The sequence below is a fragment of the Clostridium chromiireducens genome, from assembly GCF_002029255.1.
Taxonomy (GTDB): Bacteria; Bacillota; Clostridia; order Clostridiales; family Clostridiaceae; genus Clostridium; species Clostridium chromiireducens.
Genome location: NZ_MZGT01000050.1, coordinates 20,949 through 39,062, shown reverse-complemented (window position 1 = coordinate 39,062; position 18,114 = coordinate 20,949). Strand labels below are relative to the sequence as shown.

The 18,114-nt window shown below is 29.2% G+C and carries 14 protein-coding genes; 7 read left to right on the top strand and 7 right to left on the bottom strand.

The window, feature by feature from the left end:
- Positions 1–129: 129 nt before the first annotated feature.
- The 4 genes from CLCHR_RS17065 to CLCHR_RS17050 all read right to left on the bottom strand — a co-directional run bounded on the left by CLCHR_RS17065 (position 130) and on the right by CLCHR_RS17050 (position 1,384).
- Positions 130–396, bottom strand: a complete 267-nt coding sequence (locus CLCHR_RS17065) for a hypothetical protein (protein WP_079441033.1) — start codon at positions 394–396, stop codon at positions 130–132.
- Between the two features lie 169 nt (positions 397–565).
- On the bottom strand, positions 566–808 hold the full coding sequence (locus CLCHR_RS17060) for a hypothetical protein (RefSeq protein WP_119365884.1): 243 nt from the start codon (positions 806–808) through the stop codon (positions 566–568).
- Between the two features lie 36 nt (positions 809–844).
- Positions 845–1,057, bottom strand: a complete 213-nt coding sequence (locus CLCHR_RS17055; protein WP_079441031.1) for a hypothetical protein — start codon at positions 1,055–1,057, stop codon at positions 845–847.
- 48 nt (positions 1,058–1,105) lie between these two features.
- On the bottom strand, positions 1,106–1,384 hold the full coding sequence (locus tag CLCHR_RS17050) for a hypothetical protein (RefSeq protein WP_079441029.1): 279 nt from the start codon (positions 1,382–1,384) through the stop codon (positions 1,106–1,108).
- Between the two features lie 212 nt (positions 1,385–1,596).
- Between CLCHR_RS17050 and CLCHR_RS17045 the strand changes: the two genes are divergently transcribed.
- From CLCHR_RS17045 to CLCHR_RS17015, 7 genes are all read left to right on the top strand, one after another.
- Positions 1,597–3,342 carry an N-acetylmuramoyl-L-alanine amidase family protein gene (locus CLCHR_RS17045; protein WP_079441028.1) on the top strand — a complete coding sequence of 582 codons (1,746 nt, stop codon included), beginning with the start codon at positions 1,597–1,599 and terminating at the stop codon, positions 3,340–3,342.
- A 239-nt stretch (positions 3,343–3,581) separates the two neighbouring features.
- Entirely contained in the window at positions 3,582–4,868 is a 1,287-nt protein-coding gene (locus tag CLCHR_RS17040) for an N-acetylmuramoyl-L-alanine amidase family protein (protein ID WP_079441026.1), read from the top strand.
- A 167-nt stretch (positions 4,869–5,035) separates the two neighbouring features.
- Positions 5,036–6,244, top strand: a complete 1,209-nt coding sequence (locus tag CLCHR_RS17035) for an N-acetylmuramoyl-L-alanine amidase family protein (protein WP_079441024.1) — start codon at positions 5,036–5,038, stop codon at positions 6,242–6,244.
- A 147-nt stretch (positions 6,245–6,391) separates the two neighbouring features.
- Complete coding sequence (locus CLCHR_RS17030; RefSeq protein ID WP_169896837.1) at positions 6,392–7,573, top strand: N-acetylmuramoyl-L-alanine amidase family protein; 1,182 nt, start codon at positions 6,392–6,394, stop codon at positions 7,571–7,573.
- A gap of 63 nt (positions 7,574–7,636) precedes the next feature.
- Complete coding sequence (locus CLCHR_RS17025) at positions 7,637–9,079, top strand: N-acetylmuramoyl-L-alanine amidase family protein (protein WP_079441021.1); 1,443 nt, start codon at positions 7,637–7,639, stop codon at positions 9,077–9,079.
- 705 nt (positions 9,080–9,784) lie between these two features.
- Positions 9,785–11,545, top strand: coding sequence for an N-acetylmuramoyl-L-alanine amidase family protein (locus tag CLCHR_RS17020; RefSeq protein ID WP_079441019.1), 1,761 nt, complete (start codon positions 9,785–9,787; stop codon positions 11,543–11,545).
- Positions 11,546–11,805: 260 nt separating this feature from the next.
- Positions 11,806–13,194, top strand: coding sequence for a cadherin-like beta sandwich domain-containing protein (locus CLCHR_RS17015; RefSeq protein WP_079441018.1), 1,389 nt, complete (start codon positions 11,806–11,808; stop codon positions 13,192–13,194).
- A 190-nt stretch (positions 13,195–13,384) separates the two neighbouring features.
- On the opposite strand, the gene CLCHR_RS17010 is transcribed toward CLCHR_RS17015, so the two are convergent.
- From CLCHR_RS17010 to CLCHR_RS17000, 3 genes are all read right to left on the bottom strand, one after another.
- Positions 13,385–15,196, bottom strand: a complete 1,812-nt coding sequence (locus tag CLCHR_RS17010) for an O-antigen ligase family protein (protein WP_079441017.1) — start codon at positions 15,194–15,196, stop codon at positions 13,385–13,387.
- Between the two features lie 104 nt (positions 15,197–15,300).
- On the bottom strand, positions 15,301–16,437 hold the full coding sequence (locus CLCHR_RS17005) for a glycosyltransferase (RefSeq protein WP_079441016.1): 1,137 nt from the start codon (positions 16,435–16,437) through the stop codon (positions 15,301–15,303).
- Complete coding sequence (locus tag CLCHR_RS17000) at positions 16,434–17,855, bottom strand: undecaprenyl-phosphate glucose phosphotransferase (RefSeq protein ID WP_079441015.1); 1,422 nt, start codon at positions 17,853–17,855, stop codon at positions 16,434–16,436. Before CLCHR_RS17000 ends, CLCHR_RS17005 begins: the two co-directional genes overlap by 4 nt.
- Between the last annotated feature and the right edge of the window lie 259 nt (positions 17,856–18,114).

Genomic DNA, 18,114 nt, shown 5'->3' with positions numbered 1-18,114 from the left:
TATATCAGAGTTATTCAAAATTAATTTTACTAATTCATCTCTAGATAAAGACATAGCCTGTGCTCCCTTCATTTGATAATTTATTATATCATCCTAATGAAGTTTACACAGACTATTTTACACTCTCAATTAATCTTTATCTTTATCTATATCATTGTTTTCATCAGAAAGCATATCCTGTGTATAATCAAATTCTTGGTTAGATATATTGTTAACAACGATTGAGTCAGTAGCTGGATTTGGCATATTTATTGGGAAATCTACACCTGTTCCGCTTTCTACATCTTTATCACTTGGGCTATAGTTAGTTCTCATCTTTGGTAGATAAGGGTTAACGAAAGCATCTTTCTTATCATCTCTTACATCAGAAGTAAGAGATACTTTTTCTTTATCCATTATAATCACTCCTAACTTAATAATAATGTATGTGTTATATTTCTAAGAAGAAACTTGTGATTTATAGTATGAATCAACTATAAATCATATTAATAATTTGAAATATATATCCTATACCAGAAATAACAATGTTTCTCCTTTCGGTTGGTTATATATTTTTAAGATAGAGTTACATTATATCGTCATATTTAGATTCATCAGAATCTCCATCAGCGTTAAGGTCAATAAGCTCTGTATCTACATTTGTTCTTGATATATTTGCGTTGCTCTTACTCTTAGCATTTCTTTCATTTAAATTAGTAGTAAAATCTACGGTTGCATTTTCAGAAGATTCTAATCTAGCTGCTTTATAATCAGCTATGCTTTCATAATCCTTTATACCTCGTTCTGCGGGGATATTATCTTTACTCATAAGAATCACTCCAATCTCTATTAAGTATTTGGTTAATTATAGTAATGTGTCTGGTTTGGAGGAATTTAAGTCGTTGGCTTTTTCGATGCTTTCTTCACTTGGACGATTATCGGCTTTTGAGCTTGGTAAATAAAGTTTCTTTAATTTCTCTATATCAGAATCACTAGGTTCCTTTGAGTGGACCTCTGGTATTTGTTCGTGAGGAGAAAGGTTTTGTGCCTGACCATATGGGTTTTTATCTTTACTCATTATAATCACTCCTTAATTAATTTTTAGCTTGAAAATGATTTTGTAATTTTAGTATTCTCCTTGATATTCATGTTCATCACTATCGTGGTTCACAACATCAGAATATTTTATTATTGTAGGAATTCTTTCAGTAATGTCTGATTTTTGTTCTTTTTTAATACTTCTATCGCTGGAATTATAACTGCTCTTTGAGCGCGGTTCATTAGCACCGCCTCCTATATTTCTAGCATAAGAAGAAGGTTCAGATTCTGATGAATGAATATCAGTTAACTTGTTAGTATCATAATCACCAGGTGTTGGAGCATAAGGCGCTTTATCTTTACTCATAGTAATCACTCCTAACATAATAGTTTAAATTTAGCTATTAATAGGCATTATTAAAAGCTTGAACATAATTCAAATAAAAAATAGCTACGTTTTATTATTTGAAAAAATAATAATATTAATTCATGGAATATTCAGATTTAATTAATGAAATATTTAGATTTTAGACAAAAATCATGGTAGAATTATATTATATTGGGACAAGGGGGAATTTTATGAATAAAAATATCAAACGTATAATTGCACTTACTCTTACTATTAATGGATTCTCAACAGTATCGTCTATGACATTAGGTAAGAATTTTGATATTATGACTAAACCTGTTTATGCAGCCTCATATTCTCCAAGCACTGGAGAACTGAGAACATTAAAAATAAAATCATTAGATGGAGACACTCTTGATTTAAGAGAGAGCTATAACGGAGATACAGTAAAATTAAGTGAAGATAAAGAGTACTATACAAAGCTTACTGATGATAGTGATGGAATTAAAATAGATGCAGATGTAAAAGGTGGAGATTACATTGTTAAAATATTTACATCTGATAATGCTGATGCAACAGCGTATAAACCAGGAGATGAAATTTTACTTGGAAAAGGTAATTCAACTATTTATATAAGAACCTATGAATCTTTATCGGCATACAGGGATGCTAAAGATAAGAAAAAAGATGTAAGAATCTGTGAAGAGGAATATACAATAAACTTAAAGAAAACTACAGAAAGTTCTTATGAGGACAGCGATCAGGATTCTATTTATTTAAGCAGCCTTAATCTTAATAAAGGTGACATAAGTTTTATAAAGCAAAAAACTGCTTATGATGTTAAGGTAGATTCATCTATTGATGAAATAAAGATTACAGCTAAACCAGAAAACGAGGATGATAGAGTAAGAATAGATGGAGATCTAGTAGATGACAGTGATAACTACAGAAAAACTATATCTTTAGATAAAGGTAAAAACGAAATTAAAATAAAAATTACGGATAATAAAGATAATCAAAGAACATACACTTTAAATATAACAAGAGGCGATGTTTCAGATAATGAGGATGATATATACCTAGATGATCTTACTATAAGTGAAGGAGACCTCGATTTTTCAGAGGATGATAATACTTATGAAGTTAATCTTAATGAAGATGTAAGCAAGATAACAGTAACTGCGCCGCCAGAAGATGAAGAATATTTAGTTACAATTAATGGAGACGAAGTTAAGTCTAATGATGACTATGAAAAGAAAGTGTCTTTAACTAAAGGTGAAAATATTATAAAGATAGTAGTTGAAGACGAAGTAAATGATAAGAAGAGGACTTATACATTAACAGTAAACAGGGGTAAAGCTGAGAACAACCAAGGTAATCAAAATACCGATACAGATACAACAGGTAAAAAATCACAATGGGTTCAAACCAGTGAAGGTTGGAAATATTACGATGAAAATGGAAGTATATTAAAGAATTCCTGGTTGTTTGATAAGGAACAAAAAGTATATTGTTACTTAGATAAAAATGGACTTAGATTAAGTGGTTGGTTTAAAGATAATGAAAAGTGGTATCTAATGGATAATAAGGGAGCAATGCTTACAGGGTGGCAATATACAGACGGAAAGTGGTATATGCTAGGCACGGATGGAGCAATGAAGACAGGTTGGTATAAAGAAGAAGTTACAAATCAAAGTAGTGCCAATACTTCAACAGAAACAAATGCAAATCCACAAAATACCACAAAAATTGAAGAGGCATATTATCTAAATGCAGACGGATCAATGAAGACAGGTTGGTTATCTGATAATAGTAAGTGGTACTTCTTTAATGCAAACGGAACAATGCAAAAAGGATGGTTAATTGACTATAATTCAAAATATTATTTAGATGAAGATGGAACAATGGCAACAGGAACTAAAACAATTGGTGAAAAAACTTATAAGTTCAACAATAATGGAGCTTTAATAATTTAAAATCTTCCAGGATGCAAAGATTTATAAAATGTTAATAATTATATAACAAAAAGTTTAGAAGTATGTAGTATTATTAGGTTTATATAGTAATATAGTTATATATTTATAATTAATTTAAATTGTGATATCATGATTATATAAATAATAAATATACAATTATATTAAAAATATCCATATATTAAAACTTGTATAAATAAAAGATGTTATATAATTTAGAACAATATGCTAGGAGGAAGATTATGCATAAAAAGATTAAACATATAATTGCTGTAAGTCTTGTGATTGGAGCAATTTCATGTGTTTTGCCAAGTGATAACTTTATATTTGGAAGTGTTGAAGCTCATGCAGCAACCTATAAAGGAGCTGGTAATGGAGAATTAAGTACATTAACAATAACCAGAAGTACAGGAAGTGAACTTGAATTACGTGATAGTTACTATGGTGATGAGAAAGCCTTAACAACACAAAAAGATTATTATGTAGAACTTACAGGTGCTGACGGCTTTGAAATATCAGCAGAGGTAAAGGGAAGTGGATACGTAGTTAAGCAATTTACCTCAGAAGGTAAAATTGAAAAAGGTGAAAATGTTGGTGAATACATTGATGTTGATTCTAGTTATGAAACTGTTTATTTAAGAACTTACAAAAGTGAAGATGCATATAAAAAGGCATATGATAACGGTGATGTAACTAATTGTGAAAAAACTTATGTGATACATGTGAAAAAGCCAGTTGTAAATTCTGATGTAGAAGAAGATACTGATCATGCATATTTAGCTAATATTCATTTAAGTAATGGAAGTATTGGTTTTTCAAAGAAACAAACTGACTATAATTTAAGTGTAGATGAAGATGTTGATGAAGTAGTTGTTAAAGCAACTCCAGAAAATGATGATGATTTAGTTGAAATTAACGATAACTCCGTAGATGAAGATGATGACTATGAAAAAACAGTAAGCTTAGATAAGGGAAATAACATTATAAAAATATATATTGAAAATGATGATGATGATGCAACTTATACATTAAATATATATAGAGGAAAAAGTTCAACATCAGCTGCTGAAACAAGTACAAGTTCATCAAATGGCCAAAGTTTTACAATACAAACTGACACTAACAAACTTAATGCATGGCAAAGAGTCAATGGAAAGTGGAAGTATATAGATGGAACCGGAGAAGCTTTAAAAAATAAGTGGTGGTTTGACAAAAATACAGGAAAAAACTATTACTTAAAAGAAGATGGATATATGGCTACAGGATGGCTATCTAACAATAATAATTGGTATTATTTCAATGAAAATGGAGAAATGCAAATAGGCTGGATAAGCTTAGATAAAAATTGGTATTACTTAAACAAAAGTGGAGTAATGCAAATGGGTTGGTTAGAAGATTCGTCTGGTAATTGGTATTACCTTGATAGCAGTGGTGCTATGAAAACTGGATGGATTGAAGGCTCGGATGGAAAGTCTTATTACTTAGATTCAACAGGAAAAATGGCTAATGATACAGTAGTGAATAGATAAAAAATAGAATTAGGTTATATTAATAAATCTAATACGACATATAAACAAATGTACCACTAAATTATGCTCATAAAGTAAGGAAAGCTTAATGAAATTTAAGTGGACAAGCAAAATTAAAGTGGTAGAATTAAGTATATTAGGACGATAGATAAAATGGAGGAATAAATATGAATAAAAATATAAAAAGAATAATTGCTATTGCATTAGCAATAGGAACAGTCTCGGCTTTTACACCAGCTGCAAAAGTTAATTTATTAACTACAAAAGCATATGCATCAGATGATGATGAAAATGATGAAACAAGTTTAGATAGTTTAGAATTAAAAACATCAAGTGGAAATACTATAAAGCTTTATGATAGTAGTGATTATGATAACAGAGTAGATGAAGATGAGGTGTCAGATGGAGATAAATTATATGCTAAGACTTCCTCTAAGACAGTTCAGATTGATATAGATGGTCCAAGTACAAAGTATGTTAAAGTATTTAAAGGAACTTCAGATTCTACAAAAGGCAAAAGTATTACGAGTGATATTGATTTATCATCAGGAACAACAACTCTTGTTATAAGAGTATATAATTCTAAACCTGATTCTGATGTAAAGTATGAAGATGATGACGATGTAGCAAGTCAATATACTCTTAAGATTAAGTATACTGGGGATTCTTCAACTTCAGATGATGAAGAAGATGATGCAGATGATTATGATGATATCTATTTAGATAAGCTTAGCATAAATGGTGAAAGTATTTCTTTATCAAAGTCAAAAGTTACATATACTTATAATGTTGCTAGTGATGTAGATGAAGTACCAATTAAAGCAGTACCAGAAGATGAGGATTATACAGTTACAATTGATGGCGATGAAGTAGATGATGGTGATAAGTATAAGAAAACGGTGGATTTAGAAAAAGGTGAAAATGAGTTTGAAGTAGAGATAGAAGATGATGATGATAATGATAGAGTATATACTATAAAGATAAATAGAGGAAGTACTTCTTCAAATACTTCAGGCAATACTGCTAATTCAACGCCAAATAATGCTTCTGATGTATCGACAGTTAAAGCTAGTCAATGGGTGCTTGTAAATGGAAGATGGCAATATAATGATGCAACAGGAAATCCAGTAAAAAATAATTGGTTCTATGATAGAAATTATAATCAAAACTATTTCCTACAAGCTGATGGAAGTATGGCTACGGGTTGGTTAAGTAATAATGGAAAATGGTATTACTTAGGGGCCGATGGTGGCATGAAAACAGGCTGGATAATAGATGGTGGTAAATACTATTATCTATATGCTGATGGTTCAATGGCTTCTAATACAACAGTTAGTGGATATAAATTGGGTTCTGACGGAGCATGGGTTAGATAGAATAATATAATAAGGTTGTTCAAAAATAAATTTATTTTTGGCGGCCTTTTTTCTTTAGATTTATAGAGAGTTCTAATTGTATCATATAAAAAATATGGTAGAATTAATAATATATTTAAGGAATATAAATGAATGGGAGGTATAAAAATGAATATAAAGATTAAACGTTTAATAACTATCACTTTAGCTATAAATGCATTAATGACAATTCAACCAACAAAATATATTAATTTAACAAACGAGGTGGAAGCTAACGCGGCTATTAACACAAATCTTAAATTGAAGGATCTTTATTTAAGTGAAGGAAAGATAGATTTTGATTCGGAAAAAACCTCTTATAATATAACAGTCAAAAGAAGTATTGAAGAGGTAAAAGTTACAGCTAAACCAAAAGATTCTGAAGCAATTGTTGAAATTGATGGTAGTGAAGTAGATTCGAATGATAATTATGAAAGAAAAGTATCTTTAGATAAGGGAGAAAATACAATTACAATAAAGCTGTCCAATGGTAAAAGCAAATCTAAAACTTATACTATAGACATAAGAAGAGGAACAACCACAGAGGATGAAGATGATACTGAAGACGACGAAGATGAAAATATTTATCTAAGCGATATCACATTAAGCGATGGAGAGATTGAATTCTCGAAGGAAACAAAATCTTATACTGTTAATGTTGATAATACTGTTGACAAAATAGAAATAAAAGCAAAACCAGAAGATAGTGATTATACAGTTAAAGTCGACGGAGAAACAGTATATGAAGATGATAAATATGAAAAGACCATAGAATTAAATAAAGGAAATAATAATATTGAAATATATATTAAAGATGGTACTAAAGAAAATACTTATGAGCTAAACATAATTAGAGGAAAAGAGACAAAGGATGATTCAAATGAAAATACATCTAACATTGACCCAACAAATGTGAGTACAAGCATTAAAACAAGCCAATGGGTACAGGTAAATAATAAGTGGCAATATAATGATGCAACAGGAAAATCTTTATTGAATACTTGGTTCTACGACAAGAACTTTAATAAAAATTATTACCTACAAAGTGATGGAACAATGGCAACTGGATGGTTGGCAAAAGATAGCCATTGGTATTATTTTGATTCAACTGGGGCTATGCAAACAGGATGGGAAGAAATAAATAGTAATTGGTATTATTTTGATTTATCTGGAATAATGCAGACTGGATGGATTAAAGACTCAAGTGGGAAATACTACCATTTAAAAGAAGATGGTTCTATGGCTAAAAATACAACAATTAATGGATATAAACTAGGATTAGATGGAGCATGGATAGGAAACAAAAGATAATTTAATTTATTATTTATGGTTTATAAACTTATGAATATGTAAAAGATGGAGAAGTGATAATTTATGAATAAAAATATTAAACATATACTTTTAGTATTGTTTGTCATAAGTAGTTATTCAGTAATTGAGCCAGTAAAATATATAAATTTGACAAATTCAAAAGTTAATGCAGAAACTACCAGCTTTTATTTGAAAAATCTTTCTATGAGTGACGCGGATATTGATTTTGATTCAGATAAAACATACTATAGTGTAAATGTAGATGATTCAGTTAATGAAGTGAAAATTACTGCTAAACCTAAAAGTGATGATGCAGAGGTGCAAATAAATGGAGATGTAGTGGATTTAAGTGATAAGTACAGAAAATTAGTAGACCTAGATGATGGTGAAAATGTTATAAAGATAGAAGTTGTTAATAATGAAGGTAAGTCAAAGACTTATACATTGATTGTAACAAGAGGAAATAGTAATTCAGCAGAAGTTTATTTAAGTGGCATAAAACTAAATAATGGTATAATTAATTTTCAAAAGGAAACAAAATCTTATGACATAAATGTTAAGTCCAATATTGATAAAATAAATATAAAAGCTACCCCTGAAGATAAAAATAATACAATTACTATTGATGGTTCACCAGTAACTGAAGATGATGGATATGAGCAAACAGTATATTTAGATAAAGGAAAAAATGAAATAATAGTACAGGTTGAAAATAAAAAAGAAAAGAAGAGAAGTTATAAACTTAATATAACTAGAGAAGACGATTCAAATGGAATACAAGCTCAAGATAATATTTACCTAGATTTTATTAAACTAAGTGATGCTGAATTAAACATAACAAAAGCAGAAACTTTATATAATGTAAAAGTTAAAGAAACTGTTGAATTAATATCAATACATGCCGAACCAGAGAATAATAAATATATGGTAGAGATTAACGGAGATGCCGTGGAAGAGTCCGAAGATTACACAAAGGATGATGTAAGGTTACATGAAGGTAAAAATGAGATAAAGATAAAGATTGAGGATTTAAGTGGTAAAAAAAGAACATATGTATTAAATATCTATAGAGGAGAAATGCCAGCTAATGTAAATGATGCTAGCAATACTGGTAGTAAAAATGGTGAAGCAACTAAAATTAATCAATGGGTACAAAAAAATAATAACTGGCAGTATAATGATGCTACAGGGCAACCACTAAAAAACACTTGGTTTTATGATAGAAATGCTGGTAGAAGTTATTATTTAAAGGCAGATGGAAATATGTCTACAGGTTGGCTAAATCTTAATGGAAGCTGGTATTACTTAAATGTAAGTGGAGCAAGACAAAGTGGTTGGCAATTAATAAATAATGAGTGGTACTATTTTGATTCAGAAGGAAAAATGAAAACTGGATGGATTTTAGATAATAGTAAATATTATTATCTTCAAGTAAATGGAAGCATGGCTAAAAGTGCAACTATTAAAGGATACAAATTAGGTGCAGATGGAGCTTGGATTAAGTAGAATATTAATATGATGATTAATAAGTTATAAAATTATGAAAGAAAAAGCTAAGCGGTTGGTAGATATTACAACAGTTTAGCTTTTTATATATATAGCTTGTATTATAAATAGCAAAGAAAGTTATTTGATTTTTAAGATAAAAATGAGTAAAAGAGATAAGAAAATAATTAAATGAGTCTTAAATCAAATTAATTGAGCAAATGATAAAAAAGTTTCAAATATATTTCTTTATATACAATATAGAATAGAAAAGTAAATGAAAAAGAAATTAAATAAAAAATAAAATTAAAAATAAAAAAAGTACCTAAAATAAATTGGAATATTGTATTATATAATGACAGTTAAGGATACTAAAGGTAATTTAGGAATATAAATAATTAATTTCTAAAATATCTGAAAAATATAAAATGTTTTTAAAAAAAAGTACCTAAAACAAAAAATAATATTGTATTATTTAGTGACAACTCAGGAAAGTATAGACAATATAGTTAATTTAAAAACTTAATAGCAATTTATGTACAAGTTGGGTTTGGTATGATATACTGTCATAACGAGTGTTGTTTGAAATGAATTACATATGAAGCGGACTGTTGAGTATAAAATTTATACCAAAATATACACTTTAAGGCATTATATAACTTTACATGGTTGTACAATAATGCTATAATTTATCTGAATTTAAAAATTTAGGAGGGAATAACAATTATGTTTAAAAGAGCAAACAAAATTACAGCTTTATTAGTAGCTGCTGCATCAATTATGTCAGTAGTTCCTGCTATGGCTGCTGAAAGACTAGGAACTAAAGAAGGAACTATCGAAAATGCTGTAGCATTTAAAGATGGTAAATATATCTACCAAGGGTACAGAACTGATGATGATAACAAATCAGTTTATTACAATGCTGGAGATAAGGATAAAGAATTAGATGATTTAACAGATGCAACTTTAGGAGCTAAATTTGACTCAAGTAGCGTTTCTGCTTTCGATGGAAGTGACGAATATATAGTTGATTTAGCAACTGGTAAAGCATCAGATGAAGATCTTGTTAGTGATACAAAGAGCACTGCATCTGATAAATTAAAAAGTAAATTAAAGAAAACTGACAGATATGGAGATTATGTAACAATTGATGATTTGACTCAAGTTGCAGCTAACCAATTTGGAGATGTTTGGTATCAATATAAAGCTACTACTGCAGCGTCAGCAGGAGCAACAGGAAATACTTACTATGGATATACAGACAAAACTGGTAAGTATGTAGATGCTGATAAAACAGCTAATATCCGTGTATTTAACGGAGAAAAAATGGTTAAAATTGATGAGTTTGATGAAGTTACAGAAGGAATAACAGCAACTTTAGATCCAGCATTTGCACCTGTAACAATAGCTCAAGATAAAGACTCTTTCTACAGAGTTATCAGAGTTAACTTCTCAGGAGCAACTGTTTATACAAGTAAAGGTGCTGCTTTAACACCACAACAACAAGTATATCTTCAAAAGATCTCTAAGGCTCAAGGAGATAAAGAGAAAGATGCTTACTTACCAAAAACTGTAGAATCTTATGAATTAGCATCAGCTGCTACACTTGCAGGTGAAGGTGATATTGATCTTGCTTATACTTTAATAATGAATGCTGTTGCAGATATAGCAGACAACAATGATGTTACTTATGATGATGCTTCAGGTACTGCTACTTCTAAAAAATTTGTAGGATTAAGAGTTATTGATGGAGTAATATATTACACTGAAATGGACGCAAGCGATAAGGTTAAAACTTATAAGTTAAAATTAAACAAAAACCTTAAATTAGATGCTCTTAACCTAAGTACTACTGCTGATCTTACAGATAAAATTAAAGTAGATGCTTATGCAGTTAAGAAAGATGGAGATAAGGACCAAGACGTTAAAGGTAATGCTAGTGCAGCTGGAGTATCTATAGATATTGACGGTAACGTTTGGGTTGTAAACCAAGGAAAAATATTAAAATCAGAAAAAGCTGGAGATTTCAAGGAAATGTTTACATGTGACAGATCTTTAGATTCTTTAGAAGTATATGATGAAAATAGCTTAGTTGCTTGGGATGCATCAGGAGATGTTTACACAACAGTTCAAGAAGGAAAGGCTGAATCTGAGGCTGAAGCACCAGTAGTTACTCCTGCTAAAGTTGGTTGGGATAAATTAGCTGATGGAACTTGGAACTTCTATGATGCAACTGGTACTAAAGTTGTTAATAACTGGGCAAATGTTGGCGGAGTTTGGTACTACTTAAAAGCTGACGGAGCTATGGCTACTGGTTGGTTAAACCAAAACGGTACTTGGTACTACTTAAATGCATCAGGAGCTATGGCTACTGGTTGGTTAAATGACAATGGAACTTGGTACTACCTAAATGCATCAGGAGCTATGTTAGCTAACACAACTGTTGATGGTTATGTATTAGGTGCATCAGGAGCTTGGGTTAAATAATTTAAACGAAAGTTATAATTTTGTATAAATTACTTACTGAGTGAATGAAAAGACTCCAAATTTATATATTTGGTAAGTCACTTAATGGTTGGGATAAACCAATAAGTTTAGAATAGAAAAGATGGGGAGTTTTCCCCATCTTTTTATTTATATATTAAAAGATTAAATGGCAATTTTTTAAATAGAATTGTTTAGAAGTACATTTTACTTAAATACCCAGTAATGTTATAATTAGAAGTATATAGTATAGGAGGTATTTTATGAATAAGAATATAAAAAAAATAATAGCTATGTCTCTTTTAATGGGGGCATTTTCAATGATCGAACCAGTTAAATATTTAGGCTTAACTGCCACTAAAGCTTATGCTTCAGATAATGACATTCATTTAAAAAGTATTAGTGTAAGCGGTGGGGATAGTATTTCTCTTTCAGATGGGAAAACAACATATAAAACATATGTTTCTAGAGCGACTGAGGAAACAACAATTAGAGTTAGAACAGAAGATGATAGTGATAAAGTAACTATTGATGGCGAAAATCCAGATGAAGATGGAAGTAAAACATTTAGTAAATCAGTTGAATTGGAAAAAGGAAAGAATACTTTTGAAATAAAAGTTCAAGATAGTGATGGCGATAATCAACGTACGTACACTGTAGCAATATATAGAGGGGATTCTACAGGAGCGTCAACCCAATATGATGATATTTACTTAAAAAATATCATCTTAAGTGATGGTGAGATAGATTTTTCAAAAGATGAAACATCATACGATATAAATGTTGCTGCTGATGTTAGCGAAATAAAAATTAAAGCAGAACCAGAGGATAATGGTTATACAGTAACAATAGATAATAGTGAAGTAGATGAAGATGATAAATACAGGGAAGATGTGTCTTTAAATAAAGGAAAGAATACTATTTATATAGAAATTGTAAATGAAGATGATGACGAAGAAAGACTTTATACTTTAAATATATATAGAGGTGCTAAAGATACAGCGACAGGCATAGCTGATAATGATCAAGATCCTATATATTTAGATGATATAAGAATAGAAGACGGCACAATTAAATATACTCCAACTTTTAATCAAAAGGTTACGTCGTATTCAGCAAATGTTAATGAGTCTTATGATAATATAATAGTTAAGGCGGCCCCAGAGGATGAGGATGATGTTGTTAGGATTAACGGCGATAAGGTAGATTCTAATAGTAGAAAAAGAGTGTATTTAAATAATGGTAAAAATGAGATTAAGATAAAAGTATCAAATGAAGAAGACTATGATGATGACGATGATGACGATGAAGAATATGATACAAGAACATATACATTAACTGTATATAGAGGGACAAGCGGTGCTACAACCAACAATCCTAATACAAATATTGTAACTAAAACTAGTCAATGGGTAAACAATAATGGTAAATGGCAATATAATGATGCTTTGGGAAATCCTTTGAAGAATATGTGGTTCCTTGATAAGAGTACAGGATATTGGTATTATCTAGATGCTAATGGTGATATGAAAACTGGATGGCTTCAGGACAGTAGTGGAAATTGGTACTATTTATATCAATCTGGAGCTATGGCTTATAATACTGTAATTGATGGATATAAATTAGGGGCTAGCGGAGCTTGGAGTAAGTAGAGATTATATAATTGGACAATAATAAAAAGAATATAGAATCAAATTTAACAGTAGATAGTTTATGTATAAAGAAATTATCTACTGTTTTTATAATGTCAGGGTTAGTATCCGTGATAAAAAAATTACTGGAAATAAAAGTTTCCAGTAATTTTTTATTAACACTAAGTTATTTAATGTATTAAGTAAATTGTTATTTAACAAGTTTATTTCTATTCATATAGTTAAGAGCAACGCCAACACCTAAAACTATCCAAAATATTGGAGCTACGCTTACAACTGAATCATTGAAGATACCAGCAAATAAATATCCGATAACACCTAAGGAAGTTAAAGAACCAAATATTTGTGGTTTATTATAATCTTTTTTCAAAGCATATAATTTTATGCTATCAATGATATAGATAATCATAATACCTAAGAAAGCTACTAAAGCGATAATACCTTCATTTAGAGCTATTTGTAAGTAAAGGTTATGTGGTTTATCTACTATTGTATTAGGAGTTCCGTAAGCATAATATAACCCTATTAAATCATTTTGAGGGAATCTGAAAACAAATGTATCAGGGCCGCTACCTAGTATTAAATTATCTTTAAGCAGAGGAATTGCTCTTGACCAAATATATCCTCTCATGGAACCGAGCTTTTCTTTACCTTTAAAACCAAAGGTTTCAGGATACACAATGTCAATATCCTTTTTGCTATTTATATTTATTTGATGCATACTATTATCATTTTTTAGAACAAACATAAATATTGGAGCTCCATCTATATTTAATAGTAGACCATCATTTCTAGTTGACCCAGGGGCAAATTTTCCGAATTTGAAGGTAATATTTTTAAACGTATCATTTGCTGTTGTATATAATTTATCTCCTTTAACGAAATCTATAATTTCATCCTTTGAATTTTTAAATACATAATTATTGTTTTCGTATGAAATTTTTAGAGTTTCATTTTGTAATACAACTTGCACATCTTTATCTGTATATTTCAAATCTCTAACGGGAGTATGATCTCTGTAATCAAAGTCACTTGTATCTTTAAAAACACTAAAAGTATCAGTTATTAAACCTGGAATTCTTTCGAAAATAGCACCTTTTGTTGCAAAATTTAGCCCTACTGAAATCACTATTATGGTGATAAAAAATATTGCAAGAGGTTTCCACTTTTTAATGATTAATTTCCAAAAAATAATAACAGCGAAAATAGCGGCTACAGAAATACCAATTATCCCAGCACGAGAAGTACTTCCGAATAATAGCCATACAGAAAGAAGAGAAGCAATTCCAAGCGTTATTTTATACATAATATCTTCATCTTCAAATAATGTTAAGCCGAAAAGTATAGGTAATACTATAGCAGCAAAACTACCTACATAGTTATAATGGAATAAGGTTCCGTATAACTTACCTTTTTCATATAATAAATTTAATTTATCAGCACCTACAATTAAAGAACCTAATTCGCTTTTAATGAGGTCTTGTCCAACATATTGAAAAAGCCCCAAAAATGCATTGATGCCTACTAATATAAACATAGGAATTATTATACACTTATAATCATTTGTAGTTCTAAATGCATAAATTGAGTAAATAAATAGAGTGAAATAGCAGGCAATTGTAATAAAACCTTCAGCTCTATCATATATACCCCAAAAAGCTACTTGTTTATGAGCTGAAAATACTGAGGAAAGAAGAGTGAAAACTAAAAATATGCTTCCTAAAATTAAAATGGAATTAACAATTTTATCTGTTTTCTTAAAGATTTTTTTAAAATATACTATAGAAAGAGCAATTAGTATAATAGAAAAAATCATTAATAAAAAAGCTTTCTTTTGTGAGAATAATTCAAATTGAGCAGCTTGACCAAATATATTTAAGGTGTCTTGATCAGCATTTGTGGGTGACATACGAACTATTAATGGTACAATTCCCAGTATAAACGCAACTGGAAAGAAAAAATCGATATTTTTCTTTTTAAAAAAAGTTTTAATATTTTCCAAATTCCACACATCCTAATATAGTTATTTTTGTAGTTTATCGCTGTAAATATGTAATATTATAACACTCTGCATAATCTATTGCAATTAACAAAGAAAGCCACATTCTATAAATGTGACTTATACTCATTACAGATAATATTAATAATATTAGGTAAAACTGCCTCTAAGGAATAATTTTTACATAGCTGTTTACTTTTAGTACCCATATTATGCTGTAGATTTTTATCGTTATATATGGTTTTAATGTAATTACAAAATTCATCTGTATTATCATACTCAAATAAAAAACCATTTTCCTTTGGGACAATTAAGTTAGTATGACCTTTTACTTTTGATGCAACAATAGGAAGACCGATAGACATAGCTTCCATTATGTTAAAGGGAAGCCCTTCACTTCTACTAGAAGAAACACACACATCGGCTATATGGTAATAGTCTTTAGTATTCCGTGTGTAACCAGTAAAAATTACGTTCTCGCTAATACCTAATGTGTTGGAATAAATTTTTAGTTCATTTAAAAATTGTCCGTCACCTAATAAAAGTAATTTGATATTTTTTAAGTCATCATTAACTAATTTGTTAATTGAATCTAACAAGAATTTTTGATTTTTTCTTTTTGAGAATTCAGCCACATAAACCAAAATAAAATCATCTTCTGAAAAATTGAACTTTTTTCTAATATCAATTTTATTTTCATAAGAAATTGAAGGGAACAAAGATGTATCAATTCCCATTCCATTTATTAAATATAGGCTATCTTTATATAACTTATGCTTTTTTGCAATATCATAATCTATAGAATTCATTACTATTATTATATCCGTAATACATTTAGTGAATTTCTCAGCTAAAAGCATAATAGATCTCTTTAGGAAAGAGGTTTTATCATCAAATAAATAGCCATGAACTGTATTTACAACCAACTTAGGTTTTTTAAAACATAACATTATTCCAAGCCTTGTAAAAAAAGCTGCGAGAGAAGTGTGAATACTTATAATATCATAGTTCTCTGCTTTAATTATTTTTGATATCTTAAAGGCTATAACAATATTTTTAACTGAAAACATATTTTTTTCAAAGGCAATGGGGAGTATTTTATCAGCATATAAAATTTCAGCTTTGTTATTTGGTTTGCCCATAACGTGTACAACATACCCTTGTTTATTAAATTCATTTAAGTATGGAGTATGAAAGTTCTCTATATGAGATAAGGTTGAGGCCACAAAAAGTATTTTCTTCATAATTGTACTCCATTATCATTAATAGTTTCAGTGTTGCTTTTTATTATTTGCTCATTGTTCTTAAGTCCCTTGAAAACAGTTTTGAATAATATACTTATATCCATTAGTATATTCCAATTTTCAATATAATGTATATCAAATTCGATTCTCTTAGTAATTGATGTATCACCTCTATAACCATTAACTTGAGCAAGTCCGGTTATACCAGGCTTAACTTGGTGTTTTACCATGTAAAGCGGAATCTCGTTTTTAAAGTTCTCAACAAAATGAGGAAGTTCAGGTCTAGGGCCTACTAAACTCATATCACCTTTTAACACATTAATGAATTGAGGCAATTCGTCTATGGAAAACTTACGAATAAATGAACCGAATTTAGTTTTTCTAGGGTCGTTGTTTGTACTCCAGCCTGTATTTTCTTCAGCATTTACATTCATTGATCTAAACTTATACATTGTAAATAATTTTTTATTTAAACCTACACGATTTTGTTTAAATATAACAGGCCCCTTAGAAGTTAATTTGATAATTATAGCAGTAAGTATCATAATAGGACTTGTACATATTATTAAAATTAGAGAAGCAATAACATCTATAGATCTTTTTATAAAAGCATTTCCTAAATTATCTAAAGGTATTCTTCTGAGGTTAATAAGCGGAATGTTTCCTATCTGATCTATATATGGCTGACTTGGAATGTACTTATAACAAAAAGGAATTATAGATATTTTAGTACCGCTTTTCTCGCAATCAGAAACTACATTTTCAATATATTTTGCATCAGATATATCAAGGGCACAAACAACTTCATCAGGTTTATATTTATCTAAAACCTTATATAAATCATCATAATTACCAAGCTTTTCACCAATGAAGTCTGAATTATTTGCAACATATCCAGAATAGCTATATCCAAAAGTTTTGTTACTTTTAATAACTTGCAAATACTCATTTGCAACTTCACCTGCACCAATAATAACTACATGCTTTAAATTTAAACCTTTAGCTCTAATGTTCGATAAAACTTTTCTTAAAGCAAATCTTTTAAGGGTAATTAAGGTAATATTCACGAAATAAAAGTTGACGATAACCCATCTAGATATATCGACTAGTCTAAAAACAAAATATGAGGATAATAAAACTGCTGTGAGTAATGTATTAGCCTTTATTATTTGGCTACATTCTTTAATAAAAGCCGTTGTTCTAAAAGAATGATACAAGTTAAAAAAATTAAAAACAATTAGATTTATTGGGATTATTAAAATGGAAAACTGAATATATGTAGTTAACTTAATGTAATCTGTATCAGGTGAAAAAATATAAAAACGAATTAAATACGCGAAAGTCATCGATATAAATAAAATAACAATATCTGTTATAGCATTAATTTTGTTTAATAAACTTTGATTCTCCTTAATCATTTATATCATCCTTTATATTATAATTGTGAATTGACAAGTTAAAAAGAATTTATATTAAAAGGTACTTTTAACATACTCATTAATAATTCCGAGAAATAATGAGTATATCAGATGTATAATATCATTTTATACATAAATTTGCAATAAAGCATAAGCTATAAGGATAGTTTCATCTATATAAAAAATTATGCACTAACTGAAATAACTACCAACATTTAATATTGTGAATTTATTTATTTATCTGCCATAATATGATAAA